Raw genomic sequence first — 15,729 nt, forward strand, 5'->3', positions numbered from 1 at the left:
TAGGAGCAGCAGCAATGAGCACGGCCACAACACCGGCAACCCGTACACCGGTCAAGATCGCGGTGGTGGTGACATACCTGGCGATGATCGCGGCCAACGTCGCGGCCAACTCGCTGCCGTTGAACGGCAGACGCACCGGCGACATCTCCGACGCCTACCCGAGCCTGTTCACCCCCGCCGGTGTGACGTTCTCCATCTGGGGGGTGATCTACCTGCTGCTGGGTGCCCACGTGCTCTACCAGTTGGGGCTGTTCCGCGACCGTCCCGACACCGCCGCCGACACCGCGTTACTCAACCGCGTCGGGGTGCTGTTCGCGCTGTCCTCGCTGCTCAACACGGCGTGGATCTTCGCCTGGCACTACGACCTCATTCCACTGTCCGCCGTTCTGCTGGTGGCGATCCTGACCTGCCTGGGGCTGATCGTGACAACGGTGCGTCGCGCGAATCCCACTGCGCGCCAACGGTGGTTCATCGGAGTGCCGTTCAGCGTCTACTTCGGCTGGTCCACAGTCGCCGTGGTGTCCAACATCACCGTTCTGTTGGTCTACTGGGGCTGGAACCGCTTCGGCATCGCCGAATCCAGCTGGGCGGTGATCATGGTGCTTGTTGCGATGGCCATCGGCACCGTGACGATGCTGCGCAACCGCGACGTGGCCTACGGCCTGGTGCTCATCTGGGCTTTCATCGGCATCCTGATCAGGCAGACCTCCACGCTGGAAAGCCGCTACCCGGCGATCATCGCCGCGGTGGCCCTCTCGCTGGCGGTGTTCGTCCTGGCGGAGTTCTCCCTGGCCCGGCGGCGGACCGCGTCGACTCCGGTCGCCTGAGCGCGGGTTCGCCCGGGTCATACTTCGAGAATTACCGCATCCGAGCACTGCTCTACGCCGGCAAGGTCAGCTGGCGGTTCCTCGGCTCCATCGTCGTCCAGTGAACACAGCACCCCGGCAAGATCCGAAGAGCCCCTAACGCTCGGGAGAAGACCGTGGCGGCTGCCGTGAGGCGGTCGTCGGTGCCCCTGCCGCAGACGGCCTATGCGCTCGGATGTTTTGGCGGCGTTGCGGCTAAGTGCGGATGCGGCGCCCGAGACAACCTCACCCGAAGGTGTGAAAGACTCGGCCGATGGTCCGGTTTGTCGCCCTCGTCGGCGCCTGCGCCGCCCTCGTCGGCTGTTCGGCGGCCACGCCCACCGAGGAGTTCACCCTCGTGCAGGGAAACCCCGTGCTGACCGAGGTCAAGTTCGCCGACCGGCCCGCCGGTGCGACCGGCAAAGCCCACGGCGACCTGCTGGCCTTCGACGCCCCGATCTCCCGCGACGGCGAGGTGGTCGGTGACCTCTCCGGCCTGCTGACGACGGTGGACATCCCCGCGCCGGAGGCTACCGGACGCGACGCGCTCGAAGAGCGCTTCGCCACCCTGGTGTTCCGCTTCAACGACGTCGACACCATCGTCGTCGGCGGCAGTGCGGTCTACCCGCCCGCCGAATCGGAGATGTCGGCCGATGCTCCGCAGTTACGGGCGGTGCTCGGCGGCACCGGGGCCTACGTCGCCGCCACCGGCGAGGTCGAGACCGTGCGCAACGCCGACGGTACCTATAGCCACCGGTTCACCCTGTACAAGATCAAGTAGCCGGGCAGGGCCGGTCTTCTGCACAGAGCCCACGCTGGCGAGAGAGCACTCAGTGCCCACGCAGCCGTCGGCTAAGCCCGGTCGGCCGGACCGCGCGGCGCTCCGGCGGGCGTCGGGCCGATGGTTTTGGCGACAAGGCACGCCGACCTCAAAACCGCACCGAACCCCGCTGGAATCCGAAGAGCCGACGAAGCCCTTCCGGCCCACGTTTCCGGTGATCAGAAGGGCGTCCACACAGTCGGGGTGGCGGGATTCGAACCCACGACCTCTTCGTCCCGAACGAAGCGCGCTACCAAGCTGCGCCACACCCCGCGTGAAGCGTCGACAGCCTATCGCACCGCCCAGCAGGGAAGCCAAACGCTCACCTGGTGGTCGGTCACGGTTTCGGCTAGTGCACCGAAACGGTCGGCGTGGAACTCAGCACGGTGCGGGTGTGGTCATGCCCGCCCGTCGGTGCCGCCACCAGGGTCAGCAGCGTGGCTTCCGGCCGGCAGCAGAACCGCAATGGTGCGTACGGTGAGGTTCCGATGCCGCCGGAGACGTGCAGGGCAGTCTCGGCACCCCAGTTCGACGCCCCCTTGGCCCGGGAACGGTCCAGGTCGCAATTGGTCACCAGGGCGCCGTAGAACGGCAGGCACAGTTGGCCGCCGTGGGTGTGGCCGGCCATCACCAGTTGGTAGCCGTCGGCGGCGAACCGGTCCAGCACCCGGGTGTAGGGGGCGTGGGTGACACCGAGGCTGAGATTGGCCGCCGAACTGGGTGATCCGGCGATGGTCTCGTAGCGGTCCCGGCCCAGGTGTGCATCGTCGACGCCGGCGGCGGCGATGACCAGTCCGGCCACCTCCAGTTCACGCCGGTTGTGGGTCAGGTCCAACCAGCCGCGTTCGGTGAACGCCGCTCGCAGGTCTTGCCAGGGCAGTGGGCTGCCGTGCTTGCGATGATCGCGGTCGGTCAGATACTTCGCCGGGTTTTTCAGTTGGGGGGCGAAGTAGTCGTTACTGCCGAAGACGAACACCCCCGGCACGGCCAGCAGGTCGCCGAGAGCCTGCACCACGGCGGGCACCGCGCGGGGGTGGGACAGGTTGTCGCCGGTGTTGACCACCAGGTCGGGTTCCCAGCCGGACAGTTCGCGCAGCCAGGCTTGTTTGTGCCGCTGCGCCGGTCGCATGTGGATATCGCTGAGATGCAGCACCCGCAACGGGGTGGAACCCGGGCTCAACACCGGCATCGTGACTTCCCGCACGACGAAGGCGTTGCGCTCGATCACCGCGGCGTAGGCCACCGTCAGGGCGGCCGCACCGGCCGCGACGGTGGTGGATGTTCTCAAGGCGTTGGCGGCCATACCGGCAGACTACTGCCAGCGGTGGCCGCAGTGGGATGAGTAATTCTCGACGCCGCCGGCTACGGAGGCGGCGGTGGTGGAGGCGCTCCCGGTGGCGGTGGCGGTAGGGGCGGCGGGAGCACCGGAACGGTGATCGGCGGAAGTCCCGGAATCTGCACCACTGTCGAACCGACGCCCGGCGGCATCCCGGGTAGCGGGGGCGGTGGCGGCGGACCGCCCGGCGGCGGCTCCGGTTTCGGCGACGGTGGCGGTGCAGGGGGCACGCCGTTACTCACCACCAGAGTGACGATGATCCCCGGTATCGTCTGGCCGCTCGGTGACGTGCCGACGACAGTGCCCGACGATGCTTTGCTGTTGACCATCGACACGCCGTCGGCGACCTGAAATCCCGAGGCGCGCAACTCTTCCCGGGCACTTTCTTGGCTCATACCGTTGACGTTGGGAACGCGGGAGCTCGGCGCCCCGTCGACGTAGCGGGGGTCGGTCGGCGGCAGGCTGACATCGCCGAAGTCCTGGGCGATCGGAGTCATTGCGGTGAACCAGGTATCGGCCGGTTCCTTGCCGCCGAAGAGGTCGCCCTCGATACACTTGCGCAGCGGGAACGAACACAGATCGCTGGGCTCCGGCGAGTCGTCGTAGATGTAGCTCACCGCGGCGTAGCGGTTGGTGTAACCGACGAAGCCCGCTGAGCGGTGCGCTTCGGTGGTGCCGGTCTTACCCGACATCGGCAGCGTCCAACCGGCCGCATTGGCGGCCGGGGCTCCCGTGCCGATACCAACGGTGTCCTTACCCATGGCATTCGACAGGGTGTTGGCCAAACCCTCCGGCACCACCTGCTCGCAGGCATCGGCGTTGATCGCGATCTCGTTGCCCCGGCGGTCATAGATCTTGTCGATGGGGTTAGGCGGGCACCACACCCCACCGGACGCCAGTGTCGCCGCAACATTGGCCAGTTCCAGAGGGTTCACCGGGAACGGGCCCAGTGTGAACGAGCCGATGTTCTGCCGCTTGATGAAGTCGGCCAGACTCTCGTTGGCATCGGGCGGGTTGTAGCCCCGGGCGCTACCCGGTTCGGCGTAGGACCGCAGTCCCAACCTGACCGCCATGTCCACAGTCCGGTCGACGCCCACCTGGGAAATGAGCTTGGCGAAGGCGGTGTTCGGCGACCTCGCCAAGGCGTCGGTGACCGACATCGTCAAATTCCGCGGATCCCGGTAATTGATCACGCACCAGTTGTCCTTCGGGCAGCCTTTGGCGCCCCCATCACCGAGACCCTTGGCCTGGAACCAACCGGGCGCATCGAGGGTGGCGTTGATACCCAGGCCCAGATCGAGGGCCGCGGCGGCGGTGAAGATTTTGAAGATCGAGCCAGCCCCGTCCCCGACCATCGAAAACGGTTGTGGCTGAACGGTCTGGCCTGCGTCGGCGTCGAGGCCGTAGGTGCGGTTACCGACCATTGCGATGACGGGGTGGCCGGTCTTGCCGGGTAGCACCACATTCATCACGCTGGCGATGCTGTCCAGGTCCGGGGCGGCTCTGGAGTCGACGGCTTTCTTGACTTCGGCCTGCACGTCGGGGTCCAGAGTGGTCCTGATCAGGTAGCCGCCCTTGGCGATCTGCTCTTTACTCAAGCCCGCCCGGGCGAGGTACTCCTGGACGTAATCACAGAAGAAGGCGCGGTCGCCGGCGGCGATGCAACCGCGCGGCAACTCGTTGGGCCGCGGAAGAATGCCCAGCGGCTTCTGCTTGGCCGCCCGTAACTCCTCGGCTCTATTCGGTATCTGTTCAATCATTGTGTCCAGCACAAGGTTCCGCCGCACCAGCGCACCATCGGGGTTGGTGTAGGGGTTCAGCGTGCTGGTCGACTGAACCAGGCCGGACAGCAGAGCGGACTGCTCCCAGTTCAGGGCTGAGGCGTCGATGCCGAAATAGGTCTGGGCGGCGTCCTGGATGCCGAACGCGCCGTTGCCGAACGACACCAGGTTGAGGTACCGGGTGAGAATCTCCGGCTTTGTCAGCGTCTTGTCCAGGCTCAGCGCCATCCGGATCTCGCGCAGCTTGCGGGCCGGGGTCGGTGCCACCGCCGCGCGTCTCTCGGCGTCGTTGCGGGCGACAACGAGCAGTTGGTAGTTCTTGACGTACTGCTGTTCGATCGTGGAACCACCGCGGGCGTCCAGAGCCCCGGAGGCGTAGCCGGCCAGACCGGTCAGAGTGCCCTTCCAGTCCACCCCGTTGTGCTCGGCGAACCGTTTGTCCTCGATCGCGACGATCGCCAGCTTCATGGTGTCGGCGATCTTGTCGCCGGGGACCTCGAAGCGGCGCTGGGAGTACAGCCAGGCGATCGTGGTACCTCTGGCGTCGACCATGGTGGTCACGGCCGGGACGTCGCCTTCCAGGACCTGCGCCGATCCATTGGCCACGATCTCTGAGGCACGGTTGGACATCAGCCCCAGGCCGCCCACGACGGGGAACAGCAGAGCCGCCACGAGCACGCTGGCCAACAGGCAGGACCACGCCAGCTTGATGATCGTGGAACCGGCCGAGGGGCGTTCCGACATGGGGTACAGCGTACTAACGGGATCCGGGCGGCTGGGCCGAGTGCCCGGGCGTCTCACGCCGGAGCAGGATTTGTGACGCCTGAGTCGTAAAACCGCAGTTCATGGTCAGGCTGGACGGTTGTCCCAAAAAACCTGTCACCGCACTGTTGCGCAAACGCGACCTGACCACCTATTTTAATCGGACAGTGCGACGCAGCTAACACCGTGCCTCGCACTGTGGCGTAGATCGCACCGGGTCTACATCGGAGGGATTCGCCGCCAGACAGGCGGCTGAGACGAAGGGATCGCCCGTGTCGGGGACTCGGCCCGCTGCCCGCAGGACTACCTCAGTGTCATTGCAAAGTACGGTCCAGATGGTCAACGGGGAAGCCCGTATCGCCTGGGTATCCAGAGCGTTGTGTCGGTCGGCCGATCCCGACCAGTTGTTCGTCCGGGGGGCTGCTCAACGCAAAGCCGCCGTCATCTGCCGGCACTGCCCGGTGATGATGGAATGCGGTGCCGACGCCCTGGACAACCGCGTCGAGTTCGGCGTCTGGGGCGGCATGACAGAACGTCAGCGCCGCGCCCTGCTCAAGCAGCACCCCGATGTGACCTCGTGGGCGGAGTTCTTCGCCGCCCGCCAGCACCGCAGCGTCTCCTGACGCTTCCCGGTTTGGCGGGGTTCTAGTTCTCGCCGGTGATCTGATCGGCGATGGCCTGGAGTGCGTTCATATCCGAGACGTCGAACGGCAACGACGGGACGCCCACCACCCTCACGTGCGGGTTGGCGCCGGTGAATCGGGACAACAACCGCACCTCGCGCTTCGCGGTCATGCCACGGTCGGCATGGATGCGCAGTACCCCCGCAGTGATCTCGTTCCCGTCGATGTCGGGGGAGGCTTCGAGCTCGACGGCGCCGTCGATTGCGCGCTCCACCGTCAGCGGGCACAGCATTGGGTGGGTCCGGTTCAGCACCAGCCCGGCCAGAGGCATGCCCTCCTGGGAGAGGCGGTCGACGAAGAAGGTGGCCTCGCGAAGCGCGTCCGGTTCGGCCGCCGAGACGACCACGAACTGGGTGCCGCGCCGCTTGAGCAACTCGTAGGTGCGGTCAGCCTTCTCCCGGAAGCCGCCGAACGTCGAGTCCAGCGACTGCACGAAGGTGGCGGCGTCGGAGAGCATCTGCGAGCCGACGATGGTCGACAGCGCCTTCATGGCCAGACCCATTGCACCGGTGACCAGTTTGCCCAGACCGCGGCCGGGCCCCAAGAAGAGCTTCCACAGTCGGCTGTCCATGAAACTGCCCAGCCGTTTGGGGGCGTCAAGGAAATCCAGCGCGTTTCGTGACGGTGGAGTGTCGACCACCACCAGATCCCAGCGGTCCTGGGCCAGCAGTTGGCCGAGCTTCTCCATGGCCATGTACTCCTGGGTGCCGGCCAGTGACGTCGCGACGGTCTGATAAAACTTGTTGTCCAGAATCGCTTGTGCGCGTTCGGGATCGGAGTATTCGATCACCATTTCATCGAAGGTCCGCCGCATGTCGAGCATCATCGCGTACAACTCGCCGGCGACCTCCGGGCCCAGTGGTACCTGCTGAGGCTCATTGCCGAGTTCCTTGATGCCCAGGGCCTGCGCCAGCCGCTTGGCGGGATCAATGGTCAACACCACGACACTGCGGCCGTACTCAGCCGCGCGCAGCGCCATCGCCGCCGCGGTGGTCGTCTTCCCGACCCCGCCGGCCCCGCAACATACGACCACGCGGTTGGACTTGTCGGACAGGATTGACTTCATGTCCAGCGCCGGAGGTGCTCCGCTCATCGACCCGCTCCGCTCATCTGCGAACCCCAACCGGTCCGATCCGCCCCGCTCACCTGACACCTTGCTGGGCAAGGATTTCGGCCAGTTCGTAGAGACTGCCCAGATCCACCCCGTCGGTGATAGTGGGCAGTTCCAGCCGTGGCACGTCCAGCTTCTCCAACTCCAGCGCGCTCTCCGAGCGGGCCCGGATCCGGCTGGCATGTTCGATCGTCTCGGTCAGCAGGCCGGCGAAATCCGGGTCCGCCATGGTGATCCCGGCGCGGGTCAACCCACCGCGGATGGCATCGGCGTCGATCACCCCGTCGGCAGCCGATGCCAGGGCTTCGGCCGGCAGGAAGGCGGGGATGTTGCGATTGACGATCACGCTGCCCACCGGGAGTTCGAGCTGCTCCAACTCCTCGATGGCCTCGATGGTCTCCTGGATCGGCAACGCCTCCAGCAGGGTCACCAGGTGGATGGCGGTCTGTTCGGAGTGCAGCAGCCGCACCACCCCCTCGGCCTGGCCGTGCACCGGGCCGCCCTTGGCGATATCCGACAACGCCTTGGTTACGTCCAGGAACCGGCTGATCCGGCCGGTGGGCGGCGAATCGACGACGATCGCGTCGTAGGCCGGTCGTTTGTTGGCGTCCAACCGGACGGCGGCCTCCTTGATTTTCCCGGTCAGCAGCACGTCGCGCAGGCCCGGGGCGATCGTCGTGGCGAACTCGATGGCCCCTACCCGGCGCATCGCCCGCCCGGCAAGCCCCAGGTTGTAGAACATGTCCAGGTATTCCAGGAAGGCGGCCTCGAGGTCGATCGCCAATGCGTTGACGTGCCCACCGGCGTCGGCGGTGGCGACTTTGACCTCCTGGTAGGGCAACGGCGGAACATCGAAGAGTTGGGCAATGCCCTGCCGCCCTTCGACTTCCACCAGCAGCACCCGCCGGCCACCGGCTGCCAGCGTCAGCGCCAGCGCAGCGGCGACAGTGGTCTTACCGGTTCCACCCTTACCGGTGACAAAATGAAGTCGGGCCTGGGTGAGGCGGTCTGGCCAGCCGACTACGCTGTGCTCGCTCGGGTTGGTCGCCACCACTGCATGCTATCCAAGGCCACCATGGTCGAAGTCCTGCTCGCTGAATCGGCGAGAGCCGGCCGCCGCCGGGAGGTTAGGCTTCGGCAGTGACCGAAGCAACCAAGAGTCAACCAACCACGTGGGAGTACGCGACGGTGCCGTTGCTGACCCATGCAACCAAGCAGATTCTCGACCAGTGGGGTGCCGACGGCTGGGAACTGGTCTCGGTACTGCATGGGCCGACCGGGGAGCAACACGTCGCCTATCTCAAGAGGCCGAAGTGAGCAGCCTGAATGAGTGCTAAAGCGCGGCTGGCCGAAATCGGCATCACGCTTCCGGCGGTGGCCACCCCGCTGGCGGCCTACGTTCCCGCGGTGCGCACCGGCAATCTGGTCTACACCTCCGGTCAGCTCCCACTGGCCGGCGGCAAGCCGACCCACTTCGGCAAGGTCGGCGCCGAGGTGAGCCCCGAGGAGGCTAAGGCGGCGGCGCGCACCTGCGCCCTCAACAGCCTGTCCGCCATCGACGCGCTCGTCGGTCTGGATTCGGTGGTCCGGGTGGTCAAAGTCGTCGGGTTCGTGGCATCGGCACCTGGTTTCACCGGGCAACCGGGCGTGGTCAACGGTGCCTCTGAGTTCCTCGGCGAGGTGTTCGGAGAAGCCGGCGCGCACGCCCGCTCAGCGGTCGGGGTGGCCTCACTGCCCCTGGACGTTCCCGTCGAGGTCGAACTCATCGTCGAGGTGGCGTGAGCCTGCGGTGACCGTCAGGTGACCCACCCGTCTTACGGCACGTTGCGGCCGGTCACCGAATCGGCTTCGGTGCTTCTGTGCCAGAACCCCGGCCCGCTGACCTTGGAGGGCACCAACACCTGGGTGCTTCGGGCCCCCGGCAGTGCCGAGGCGGTGATCGTCGATCCCGGTCCCGACGATGATGAGCACATCAGCCGGCTGGCAGCGATCAGCCGAATCGCGATGGTGCTGATCAGTCATCGCCACGGCGATCACACCGACGGCATCGACAAACTCGTCGATGCCACCGGAGCCACCGTGCGCGCGGTCGGCAGTGGATTCCTCCGCGGGCTCGGCGGCTACCTGTACGACGGCGACATCATCCATGCCGCCGGGCTGCGGATCGGGGTGCTGGCCACTCCGGGTCACACCGCCGATTCAGTCAGTTTCGTCCTTGATGACGCCGTGCTGACCGGTGATACCGTGCTCGGCCGCGGCACCACCGTCATCGACGCCGAAGACGGCAGCCTGGCCGACTATCTGGAGTCGCTGCGCAAACTGCAGGGACTGGGCCGGCGTCGGGTCCTGCCCGGCCACGGTCCCGATCAGGAGCACATTCGGGCTGTCGCCGAGACGTACCTGGCCCACCGCGCGCAGCGGCTCGAGCAGGTGCGCGCGGCGTTGCAGACCCTCGGTGCGGACGCCACGGCCCGCGAGGTGGTCGAACACGTCTATGCCGATGTCGACACGAAGCTGTGGGACGCCGCGGAATCGTCGGTGCGTGCGCAGCTTGATTACCTGCGTCGACATTGACGTCAGGTTGGAAAAATGCCAGTGATGGCCTGCGTCAGTGCAATCTCAAAGGACCCTTACCGGGCGCGGCGCGCCAGCCGTTCAGAGTCGCAGATCAACACACTTTTGCCCTCCAGCCGAATCCAGCCGCGATGGGCGAAGTCGGCCAGCGCCTTGTTCACGGTCTCCCGCGACGCCCCGACCAACTGAGCGATCTCCTCCTGGGTGAGGTCGTGGGTGACCCGCATCGCCCCGCCCTCCTGGGTGCCGAAGCGCTGCGCCAGTTGCAGCAGTTGCTTGGCAACACGGCCCGGGACGTCGGTGAAGATCAGGTCGGCGAGATTGTTGTTGGTGCGCCGCAGCCGACGGGCCAGAACACGCAGCAATTGATCGGCGATCTCGGGGCGGTCGTTGATCCAGGCTTTCAGCGCGTCGCGGTCCATCGACACCGCGCGCACCTCGGTGATGGTGGTGGCGCTGGAGGTGCGTGGCCCGGGGTCGAAGATGGACAGCTCACCGAACATGTCCGATGGCCCCATGATGGTCAGCAGGTTCTCCCGCCCGTCGGAGGAGCGGCGACCGATCTTCACCTTGCCGGACATGATGATGTAGAGCCGGTCACCCGGCTCGCCCTCGTTGAACACGGTGTGGCCGCGCGGAAAGTCCACCGGCTGCAGCTGCTTGGTCAGCGCGGAGACAGCGGCGGGATCCACCCCTTGGAAGATTCCGGCCCTCGCCAGGATCTCGTCCACGTTGCCCCTCTTAGCTCATCGGTCTCAGCAGATCGGTACTTGAACACGCGCAACTTCGAGCCTAATGGTTAGTCAGGCTCGAAGCCTTCCCAACGCTACACACGATTGCCCAACCCCGATGGTTGAAACAACGGATTCGGGCGGGTCGGCAACCCGGGTTCGTCGATCAGCAACACCGGATCGAGCCGGCCCAGAGGCGGCGCCTCGGACAGTTCGCGTAGTGCTCGCTGGGCGGCCTTCTGCCGCGCGTTGCGCGCCGCCCGTTCCAGCCGAGCGACCAGCTCGACTGCCGATGGACGGTCACCGTGCAGCAGGCTCTCCAAGCGCTGCAACCCGACCGCGCACACCATCAGCAGTCCGGGAAAACACACCGCAACCAACCAGGACATAGCGGGCAAGTTAACCGGCGGGAAGTCTCATCAGGATCACGAATTGCCACCGGTCTGTCGGCGGTCAGTAACCTGGCAGCCGTGATGGCGGGTGCGGTACCCAATTCCTCGGTACCCAATTCCTCGGTACCCAATTCCTCGGGGCCCAATTCCTCGGGCGGGTCTTCGAAGTGGGATGCCGAAACTCATCTCGGCCTGGTGCGGCGAGCCCGTCGGATGAACCGTGCTCTGGCCATCGCGTTCCCGCACGTGTACTGCGAACTGGACTTCACCAATCCGCTCGAACTGGCGGTGGCGACCATCCTGTCCGCGCAAAGTACCGACAAGCGGGTCAACCTCACCACGCCGGCGTTGTTCGCCAAGTACCGCACCGCCCACGATTACGCCGAGGCCAACCGCAACCAAGTGGAGGAGTTGATCCGGCCCACCGGCTTCTACCGCAACAAGGCCAACTCGTTGATCCGGCTCGGCCAGGAATTGGTTCAGCGATTCGGCGGCGAGGTGCCGCAGACCATGGACGACCTGGTGACGCTGCCTGGCGTCGGTCGCAAGACCGCCAATGTGATCCTCGGCAACGCCTTCGACACTCCGGGGATCACCGTCGACACCCACTTCGGCCGGTTGGTGCGCCGCTGGCGATGGACCGCCGAGACCGACCCGGTCAAAGTCGAGCATGCGGTTGGGGCACTGATCGAACGACGGGAGTGGACCCTGCTCAGCCACCGGGTGATCTTCCACGGCCGTCGGGTGTGCCACGCTCGAAAGCCTGCGTGTGGGGTCTGCGTGCTGGCCAAGGACTGCCCGTCCTACGGCACCGGCCCGACCGAACCCCTGCTCGCCGCCGAACTGGTCCGCGGGCCGGAGACCGAGCATCTCCTTGCGCTGGCCGGGCTCTAGGGACCATGCGCACGTCGACCCGTTGGACACTGGCGGTGTTGGCCGTGCTGGCCGCCCTCGCGGTGGCACTGACCCTCGAACTCGTTCAACGGCCGAACCAACCGACTCAGGGTGCGCCGTCCCAGCGGACCCACCGCGACGCCGACACCCCGCAGGCGCTCGCCGAACCGCGGCGGCGCGCGGGACTGCCGCCCTGTCCGGCTCCCAGCGGTGGCGCCGGTCCAGAGCGGCTGCGCGGTGTGGTGGTGGAGTGCGCCGCCGACGGTTCTGACGTCGACGTCGCCGCGGTGCTGGCGGGCCGCCCGGTGGTGTTGAACCTATGGGCCTATTGGTGCGGTCCGTGCGCCGACGAACTTCCGGCGTTACAGGAGTATCAGCGCCGGGTCGGCGACGCGGTAGACGTGGTGACCGTCCATCAGGACGAGAACGAGACCGCGGGACTGCTGCGGATGGCCGAACTCGGTGTCCGATTGCCAGTGTTCCAGGACGGGCGACGCAGCATCGCCGCTGCCCTCGGCGTGCCGAACGTCATGCCTGCGACGGTGGTGCTGCGCCGGGACGGTAGCGTTGCTCGGGTGCTGCCGCAGCCATTCACCAGCGCCGATGAGGTCGCAGCTGCGGTGGATACGGCGCTGCGGTAGTGGCGGCGCAGGACTGGAGCCTCCCGGTGAGCGCAGCGGGAGCCCTTCGACCGCAGGCGCGGCCGCCGTGGTTGGCGCCGTTGGTGGACAACCTCGACCGCATTCCGGAGGTTTACCGCCGCCGGGTGCCCCCGGAACTGGTGGCCGCACTCAGCGGTGCCGCCGCCGGCAACTCCCGGGACGCCGCCGTGCTGGTGCTGTTTTCCGGCCCGGCCGCCGACCATCCGGCAGGCGGCGTGCCCGATCAAGCCGATCTGCTGCTGACAGTTCGGGCGGGGACCCTACGCCACCACGCTGGTCAGGCGGCCTTCCCCGGCGGGGCGGTCGACCCCACCGACCCCGGTCCGGTGCACACCGCTCTTCGGGAGGCCAACGAGGAGACCGGACTCGACCCCGCGCGCCTGCACCCCTTGGGCACCCTGGAACGAATTTTCATCCCGCCGTCCGGCTTCCACGTGGTGCCGGTGCTGGCCTATTCACCGGATCCGGGGCCGGTCACGGTGGTTGACGAATCGGAGACGGCCGCTGTCGCACGGGTTCCCCTGCGGGCGTTCATCAATCCGCGGAACCGGCTGATGGTGTACCGCAGCGATGCGCACCGACGCTATGCCGGCCCGGCGTTCCTGCTCAACGAGATGTTGGTGTGGGGCTTCACCGGACACGTAATCTCGGCAATGCTCGACGTGGCCGGGTGGTCACAACCGTGGGACACCGACGACGTGCGAGAGTTGGACGAAGCGATGGCTCTCGTCGGCGACGGGCGCGACGATAGGGAGGAACCGGTGTGACGGGCTCGCAATGGCTGGACTTCGCCATCATCGGCGTGGCCTTGATTGCCGCGATCTCCGGATGGCGGTCTGGTGCGTTGGGTTCCCTGATGTCGTTCATCGGGGTTGTCCTCGGCGCAATCGCCGGCGTGATGCTCGCTCCGCACGTCGTCGGCCTCGTCGACTCGCCGCGCGGAAAGCTTTTCACCGCATTGCTTCTCATCCTCGCGCTGGTGGTCATCGGCGAGGTCGCCGGAGTTGTGCTGGGCCGCGCGGTCCGCGGGTCGATCCGCAGCGGTCCGGTCCGGGTGATCGACTCTCTGACCGGTGTCGGGCTGCAACTTCTGGTGGTGCTCATCGCCGCGTGGCTGCTGGGCAGCCCTCTGACGACTTCCAACCAGACCAGTCTGGCTGCTGCCGCCCGTGATTCGAAGGTCATCACCGAGGTCGACAAGTACGCCCCCAACTGGTTGCGCGCCGTACCCAACCGGGTGTCGGCGCTGCTGAACACCTCGGGTCTGCCGGAAGTCCTTGAGCCACTGCGCCCCCCGGTGCCGGCCGTCGACGAACCGGACGCATCGCTGGCCGACAGCCTTGTCGTCGCAAAGTCGCGGCCCAGTGTGGTCAAGATCCGCGGTGTGGCATCGAGCTGTCAAAAGGTGCTTGAGGGAACCGGTTTCGTCATCGCACCCAATCGGGTCATGTCCAATGCGCATGTCGTGGCCGGCTCGGACAGTGTGACCGTCGAAGCCGAGGGTAAGACCTACGAAGCGACGGTGGTGTCCTACGACCCCGATGCCGACATCTCCATTCTCGATGTGCCGACGCTGCCGCAGCCGCCGTTGGTGTTCGCCGACCAGCCCGCGAAGACGGGCACCGATGCTGTGGTGCTCGGCTTCCCGGGCGGTGGTGACTTCGTCGCCACTCCCGCACGGGTCCGGGAGATCATCGAACTTAGCGGACCTGACATCTACAAGAGTAAGACAGTCAATCGTGAGGTCTACACCATCAGAGGGATCGTCCGCCAAGGGAATTCAGGTGGCCCGATGATCAATCGCGCAGGTCAGGTGATCGGCGTGGTATTCGGCGCGGGTGTTGACGACAACGACACCGGCTTCGTGATGACCACCGACGAGGTGTCCCGACAGCTGGCCAAGATCGGCAATACGTCCAAGGTGCCGACCGGCGCCTGTGTCACCGGCTGAGCATCACGGAGTTGAGGAAACGCTGGAGGTGCTCGTTGACCTCCCCGGGCGCTTCTTCGTGGGCATAGTGTCCCACCCCGGGAATCTCCACGAACCGCCCGCGCGGGGCGTACCGGCGGCTTCGCTGGACCGGGTCGCTCAGAACGTAGGGATCCCCCTCGCCGTGCAGATGCAGCAGGGGTAGGTCGATCGGGCGGTTCATCAGCTTCATGAAGCGGCGCCCCTCGCTGCGGGTCTGGCTGCGCACCGCCCAGCGCTGGTATTCCAGGGCCGAATGAGCCGCCGACGGGATCTGGATGGCCTGACGCAGGTGTGCCATGCTTTCCGAGAAGTCCTCGGAAACAAGCCATTTCGTGGAGGCGCGGGTCCGGATCAGCGCCTCCAGTTCCTCGGCGTCGTTGCGGGTGAGCAGGTTTTCCGGCCAGCGTGGAACCTGGTAGCGCAGCAGGCTCGGAAGCAGAGCGCGGCGCTGGTCGCGGTTGATCAGCACCGACCTGCGCAGGGCCGCGGGGTGCGGGGAACTGACTAGCGCGATGGCGTCAACCACCCGGGAGTGCAGTTCCGCGGTGGCCCAGCACACCAGCCCGCCATCGGCATGCCCCACAAGGGTGGCCGAGGTGTGTCCGAGCGCCCGAACCAGGCCCGCGGTGTCACCGGCGAGGGTCCAGCCGTCGTAACCGCGCGGGGGCTTGTCGCTGCCGCCGTATCCGCGCAGGTCCACGGCGACCACCCGGGCCCCGGTCAGGCCGCGCAACTGATGACGCCACGACCACCAGAACGAGGCAAACCCGTGTAGCAGGATGACCAACGGTCGCGCGGTGGGCGGGGCGTCATCGTCGGCGGGTAGAGCTTCGACGCACTGGAACCGGATGCCGTTGGCGTGAACGTCGTGGTGACGCCACGGGCCCTCGATGCGGGTGACCGACGGGTCCGGGCGACTCATCACCAACCAGACGGATCGCCGGGCAACCGGTCCGACGGCGGGGTGACGGGCAGGCCGGTATCGGAGTACACCGCGGCGGTCGGGTCGTAGCCGGGTGGGTACTCGGCGGGCTCGGTGTACTCGGTCGCCACCGTGTACTCGGTCGCCGGCGTGTATTCGGTCGCTGTGCTGGGCTCGGTGTATTCGGTCGCTGTGCTGGGCTCGGTGTATTCGGTCGCTGTGCTGGGCTCGGTGTACTCGGTCA

The 15,729-nt window shown here is 66.7% G+C and carries 17 protein-coding genes and 1 tRNA gene; 10 read left to right on the plus strand and 8 right to left on the minus strand.

What is annotated here, in order from left to right; genetic code table 11:
- Positions 1-14: 14 nt before the first annotated feature.
- Positions 15-827: a TspO-related membrane protein gene (locus ADBZ5N_RS01725; protein WP_526255764.1), complete on the plus strand. Its 813-nt coding sequence runs from the start codon at positions 15-17 to the stop codon at positions 825-827.
- A gap of 292 nt (positions 828-1,119) precedes the next feature.
- Positions 1,120-1,626: a hypothetical protein gene (locus ADBZ5N_RS01730; protein ID WP_526255765.1), complete on the plus strand. Its 507-nt coding sequence runs from the start codon at positions 1,120-1,122 to the stop codon at positions 1,624-1,626.
- Positions 1,627-1,864: 238 nt separating this feature from the next.
- Here ADBZ5N_RS01730 and ADBZ5N_RS01735 read toward each other — a convergent pair.
- The 3 genes from ADBZ5N_RS01735 to ponA2 all read right to left on the minus strand — a co-directional run bounded on the left by ADBZ5N_RS01735 (position 1,865) and on the right by ponA2 (position 5,526).
- Positions 1,865-1,938: transfer RNA gene (locus ADBZ5N_RS01735), tRNA-Pro, on the minus strand.
- Positions 1,939-2,014: 76 nt separating this feature from the next.
- Entirely contained in the window at positions 2,015-2,968 is a 954-nt protein-coding gene (locus ADBZ5N_RS01740) for a metallophosphoesterase (protein WP_526255766.1), read from the minus strand.
- Positions 2,969-3,027: 59 nt separating this feature from the next.
- On the minus strand, positions 3,028-5,526 hold the full coding sequence (ponA2, locus tag ADBZ5N_RS01745) for a transglycosylase/D,D-transpeptidase PonA2 (RefSeq protein ID WP_526255767.1): 2,499 nt from the start codon (positions 5,524-5,526) through the stop codon (positions 3,028-3,030).
- A 290-nt stretch (positions 5,527-5,816) separates the two neighbouring features.
- Between ponA2 and ADBZ5N_RS01750 the strand changes: the two genes are divergently transcribed.
- Entirely contained in the window at positions 5,817-6,167 is a 351-nt protein-coding gene (locus tag ADBZ5N_RS01750; RefSeq protein WP_526255768.1) for a WhiB family transcriptional regulator, read from the plus strand.
- Positions 6,168-6,189: 22 nt separating this feature from the next.
- Here ADBZ5N_RS01750 and bagB read toward each other — a convergent pair whose 3' ends face one another.
- Entirely contained in the window at positions 6,190-7,320 is a 1,131-nt protein-coding gene (gene bagB / locus ADBZ5N_RS01755; RefSeq protein ID WP_526255769.1) for an ATPase BagB, read from the minus strand.
- 49 nt (positions 7,321-7,369) lie between these two features.
- On the minus strand, positions 7,370-8,392 hold the full coding sequence (gene bagA, locus ADBZ5N_RS01760) for an ATPase BagA (RefSeq protein ID WP_526255770.1): 1,023 nt from the start codon (positions 8,390-8,392) through the stop codon (positions 7,370-7,372).
- 86 nt (positions 8,393-8,478) lie between these two features.
- Here bagA and sp36 point away from each other — a divergent pair, with 86 nt between their 5' ends.
- From sp36 to ADBZ5N_RS01775, 3 genes are read left to right on the plus strand one after another with little or no spacing between them, the layout of a single operon-like run.
- The gene (gene sp36, locus ADBZ5N_RS01765; protein ID WP_526255771.1) at positions 8,479-8,655 is read left to right on the plus strand and encodes a Sp36 family protein; all 177 of its coding nucleotides are present in this window, start codon (positions 8,479-8,481) and stop codon (positions 8,653-8,655) included.
- Positions 8,656-8,664: 9 nt separating this feature from the next.
- On the plus strand, positions 8,665-9,120 hold the full coding sequence (locus tag ADBZ5N_RS01770) for a RidA family protein (RefSeq protein ID WP_526255772.1): 456 nt from the start codon (positions 8,665-8,667) through the stop codon (positions 9,118-9,120).
- Positions 9,121-9,138: 18 nt separating this feature from the next.
- Positions 9,139-9,912 (plus strand): MBL fold metallo-hydrolase, encoded by a 774-nt coding sequence (locus tag ADBZ5N_RS01775; protein WP_526255773.1) that lies wholly within the window; start codon positions 9,139-9,141, stop codon positions 9,910-9,912.
- 56 nt (positions 9,913-9,968) lie between these two features.
- Here the strand turns inward: ADBZ5N_RS01775 and ADBZ5N_RS01780 are convergent, their stop codons facing one another.
- Both ADBZ5N_RS01780 and ADBZ5N_RS01785 read right to left on the minus strand, forming a co-directional pair.
- Complete coding sequence (locus ADBZ5N_RS01780; protein WP_526255774.1) at positions 9,969-10,643, minus strand: Crp/Fnr family transcriptional regulator; 675 nt, start codon at positions 10,641-10,643, stop codon at positions 9,969-9,971.
- A 95-nt stretch (positions 10,644-10,738) separates the two neighbouring features.
- A complete protein-coding gene (locus ADBZ5N_RS01785) occupies positions 10,739-11,032 on the minus strand; it encodes a hypothetical protein (protein WP_526255775.1) in 294 nt (97 codons plus the stop codon).
- Between the two features lie 216 nt (positions 11,033-11,248).
- Between ADBZ5N_RS01785 and nth the strand changes: the two genes are divergently transcribed.
- The 4 genes from nth to marP are packed head-to-tail and all read left to right on the plus strand — an operon-like array spanning position 11,249 to position 14,542.
- Complete coding sequence (gene nth, locus ADBZ5N_RS01790; protein WP_526255792.1) at positions 11,249-11,929, plus strand: endonuclease III; 681 nt, start codon at positions 11,249-11,251, stop codon at positions 11,927-11,929.
- Positions 11,930-11,934: 5 nt separating this feature from the next.
- Complete coding sequence (locus tag ADBZ5N_RS01795) at positions 11,935-12,570, plus strand: TlpA family protein disulfide reductase (protein WP_526255776.1); 636 nt, start codon at positions 11,935-11,937, stop codon at positions 12,568-12,570.
- A 26-nt stretch (positions 12,571-12,596) separates the two neighbouring features.
- Positions 12,597-13,358, plus strand: a complete 762-nt coding sequence (locus ADBZ5N_RS01800; protein ID WP_526255777.1) for an NUDIX hydrolase — start codon at positions 12,597-12,599, stop codon at positions 13,356-13,358.
- Complete coding sequence (gene marP / locus ADBZ5N_RS01805; RefSeq protein ID WP_526255778.1) at positions 13,355-14,542, plus strand: acid resistance serine protease MarP; 1,188 nt, start codon at positions 13,355-13,357, stop codon at positions 14,540-14,542. The genes ADBZ5N_RS01800 and marP overlap by 4 nt, the downstream gene beginning before the upstream one ends.
- Here marP and ADBZ5N_RS01810 read toward each other — a convergent pair.
- A complete protein-coding gene (locus ADBZ5N_RS01810) occupies positions 14,532-15,485 on the minus strand; it encodes an alpha/beta fold hydrolase (RefSeq protein WP_526255779.1) in 954 nt (317 codons plus the stop codon). The genes marP and ADBZ5N_RS01810 overlap by 11 nt on opposite strands.
- Positions 15,486-15,729: the final 244 nt, after the last annotated feature.

The organism is Mycobacterium sp. (genome assembly GCF_044370595.1).
Classification (GTDB): domain Bacteria; phylum Actinomycetota; class Actinomycetes; order Mycobacteriales; family Mycobacteriaceae; genus Mycobacterium.

Coding starts and splice junctions, on each gene's coding strand:
- ADBZ5N_RS01725 (WP_526255764.1), top strand. CDS start 15: ATGAGCACGGCCACAACACCGGCAACCCGTACACCGGTCAAGATCGCG.
- ADBZ5N_RS01730 (WP_526255765.1), top strand. CDS start 1,120: ATGGTCCGGTTTGTCGCCCTCGTCGGCGCCTGCGCCGCCCTCGTCGGC.
- ADBZ5N_RS01740 (WP_526255766.1), bottom strand. CDS start 2,968: ATGGCCGCCAACGCCTTGAGAACATCCACCACCGTCGCGGCCGGTGCG.
- ponA2 (WP_526255767.1), bottom strand. CDS start 5,526: ATGTCGGAACGCCCCTCGGCCGGTTCCACGATCATCAAGCTGGCGTGG.
- bagB (WP_526255769.1), bottom strand. CDS start 7,320: ATGAGCGGAGCACCTCCGGCGCTGGACATGAAGTCAATCCTGTCCGAC.
- ADBZ5N_RS01770 (WP_526255772.1), top strand. CDS start 8,665: ATGAGTGCTAAAGCGCGGCTGGCCGAAATCGGCATCACGCTTCCGGCG.
- ADBZ5N_RS01785 (WP_526255775.1), bottom strand. CDS start 11,032: ATGTCCTGGTTGGTTGCGGTGTGTTTTCCCGGACTGCTGATGGTGTGC.
- nth (WP_526255792.1), top strand. CDS start 11,249: ATGAACCGTGCTCTGGCCATCGCGTTCCCGCACGTGTACTGCGAACTG.
- ADBZ5N_RS01795 (WP_526255776.1), top strand. CDS start 11,935: ATGCGCACGTCGACCCGTTGGACACTGGCGGTGTTGGCCGTGCTGGCC.
- ADBZ5N_RS01810 (WP_526255779.1), bottom strand. CDS start 15,485: ATGAGTCGCCCGGACCCGTCGGTCACCCGCATCGAGGGCCCGTGGCGT.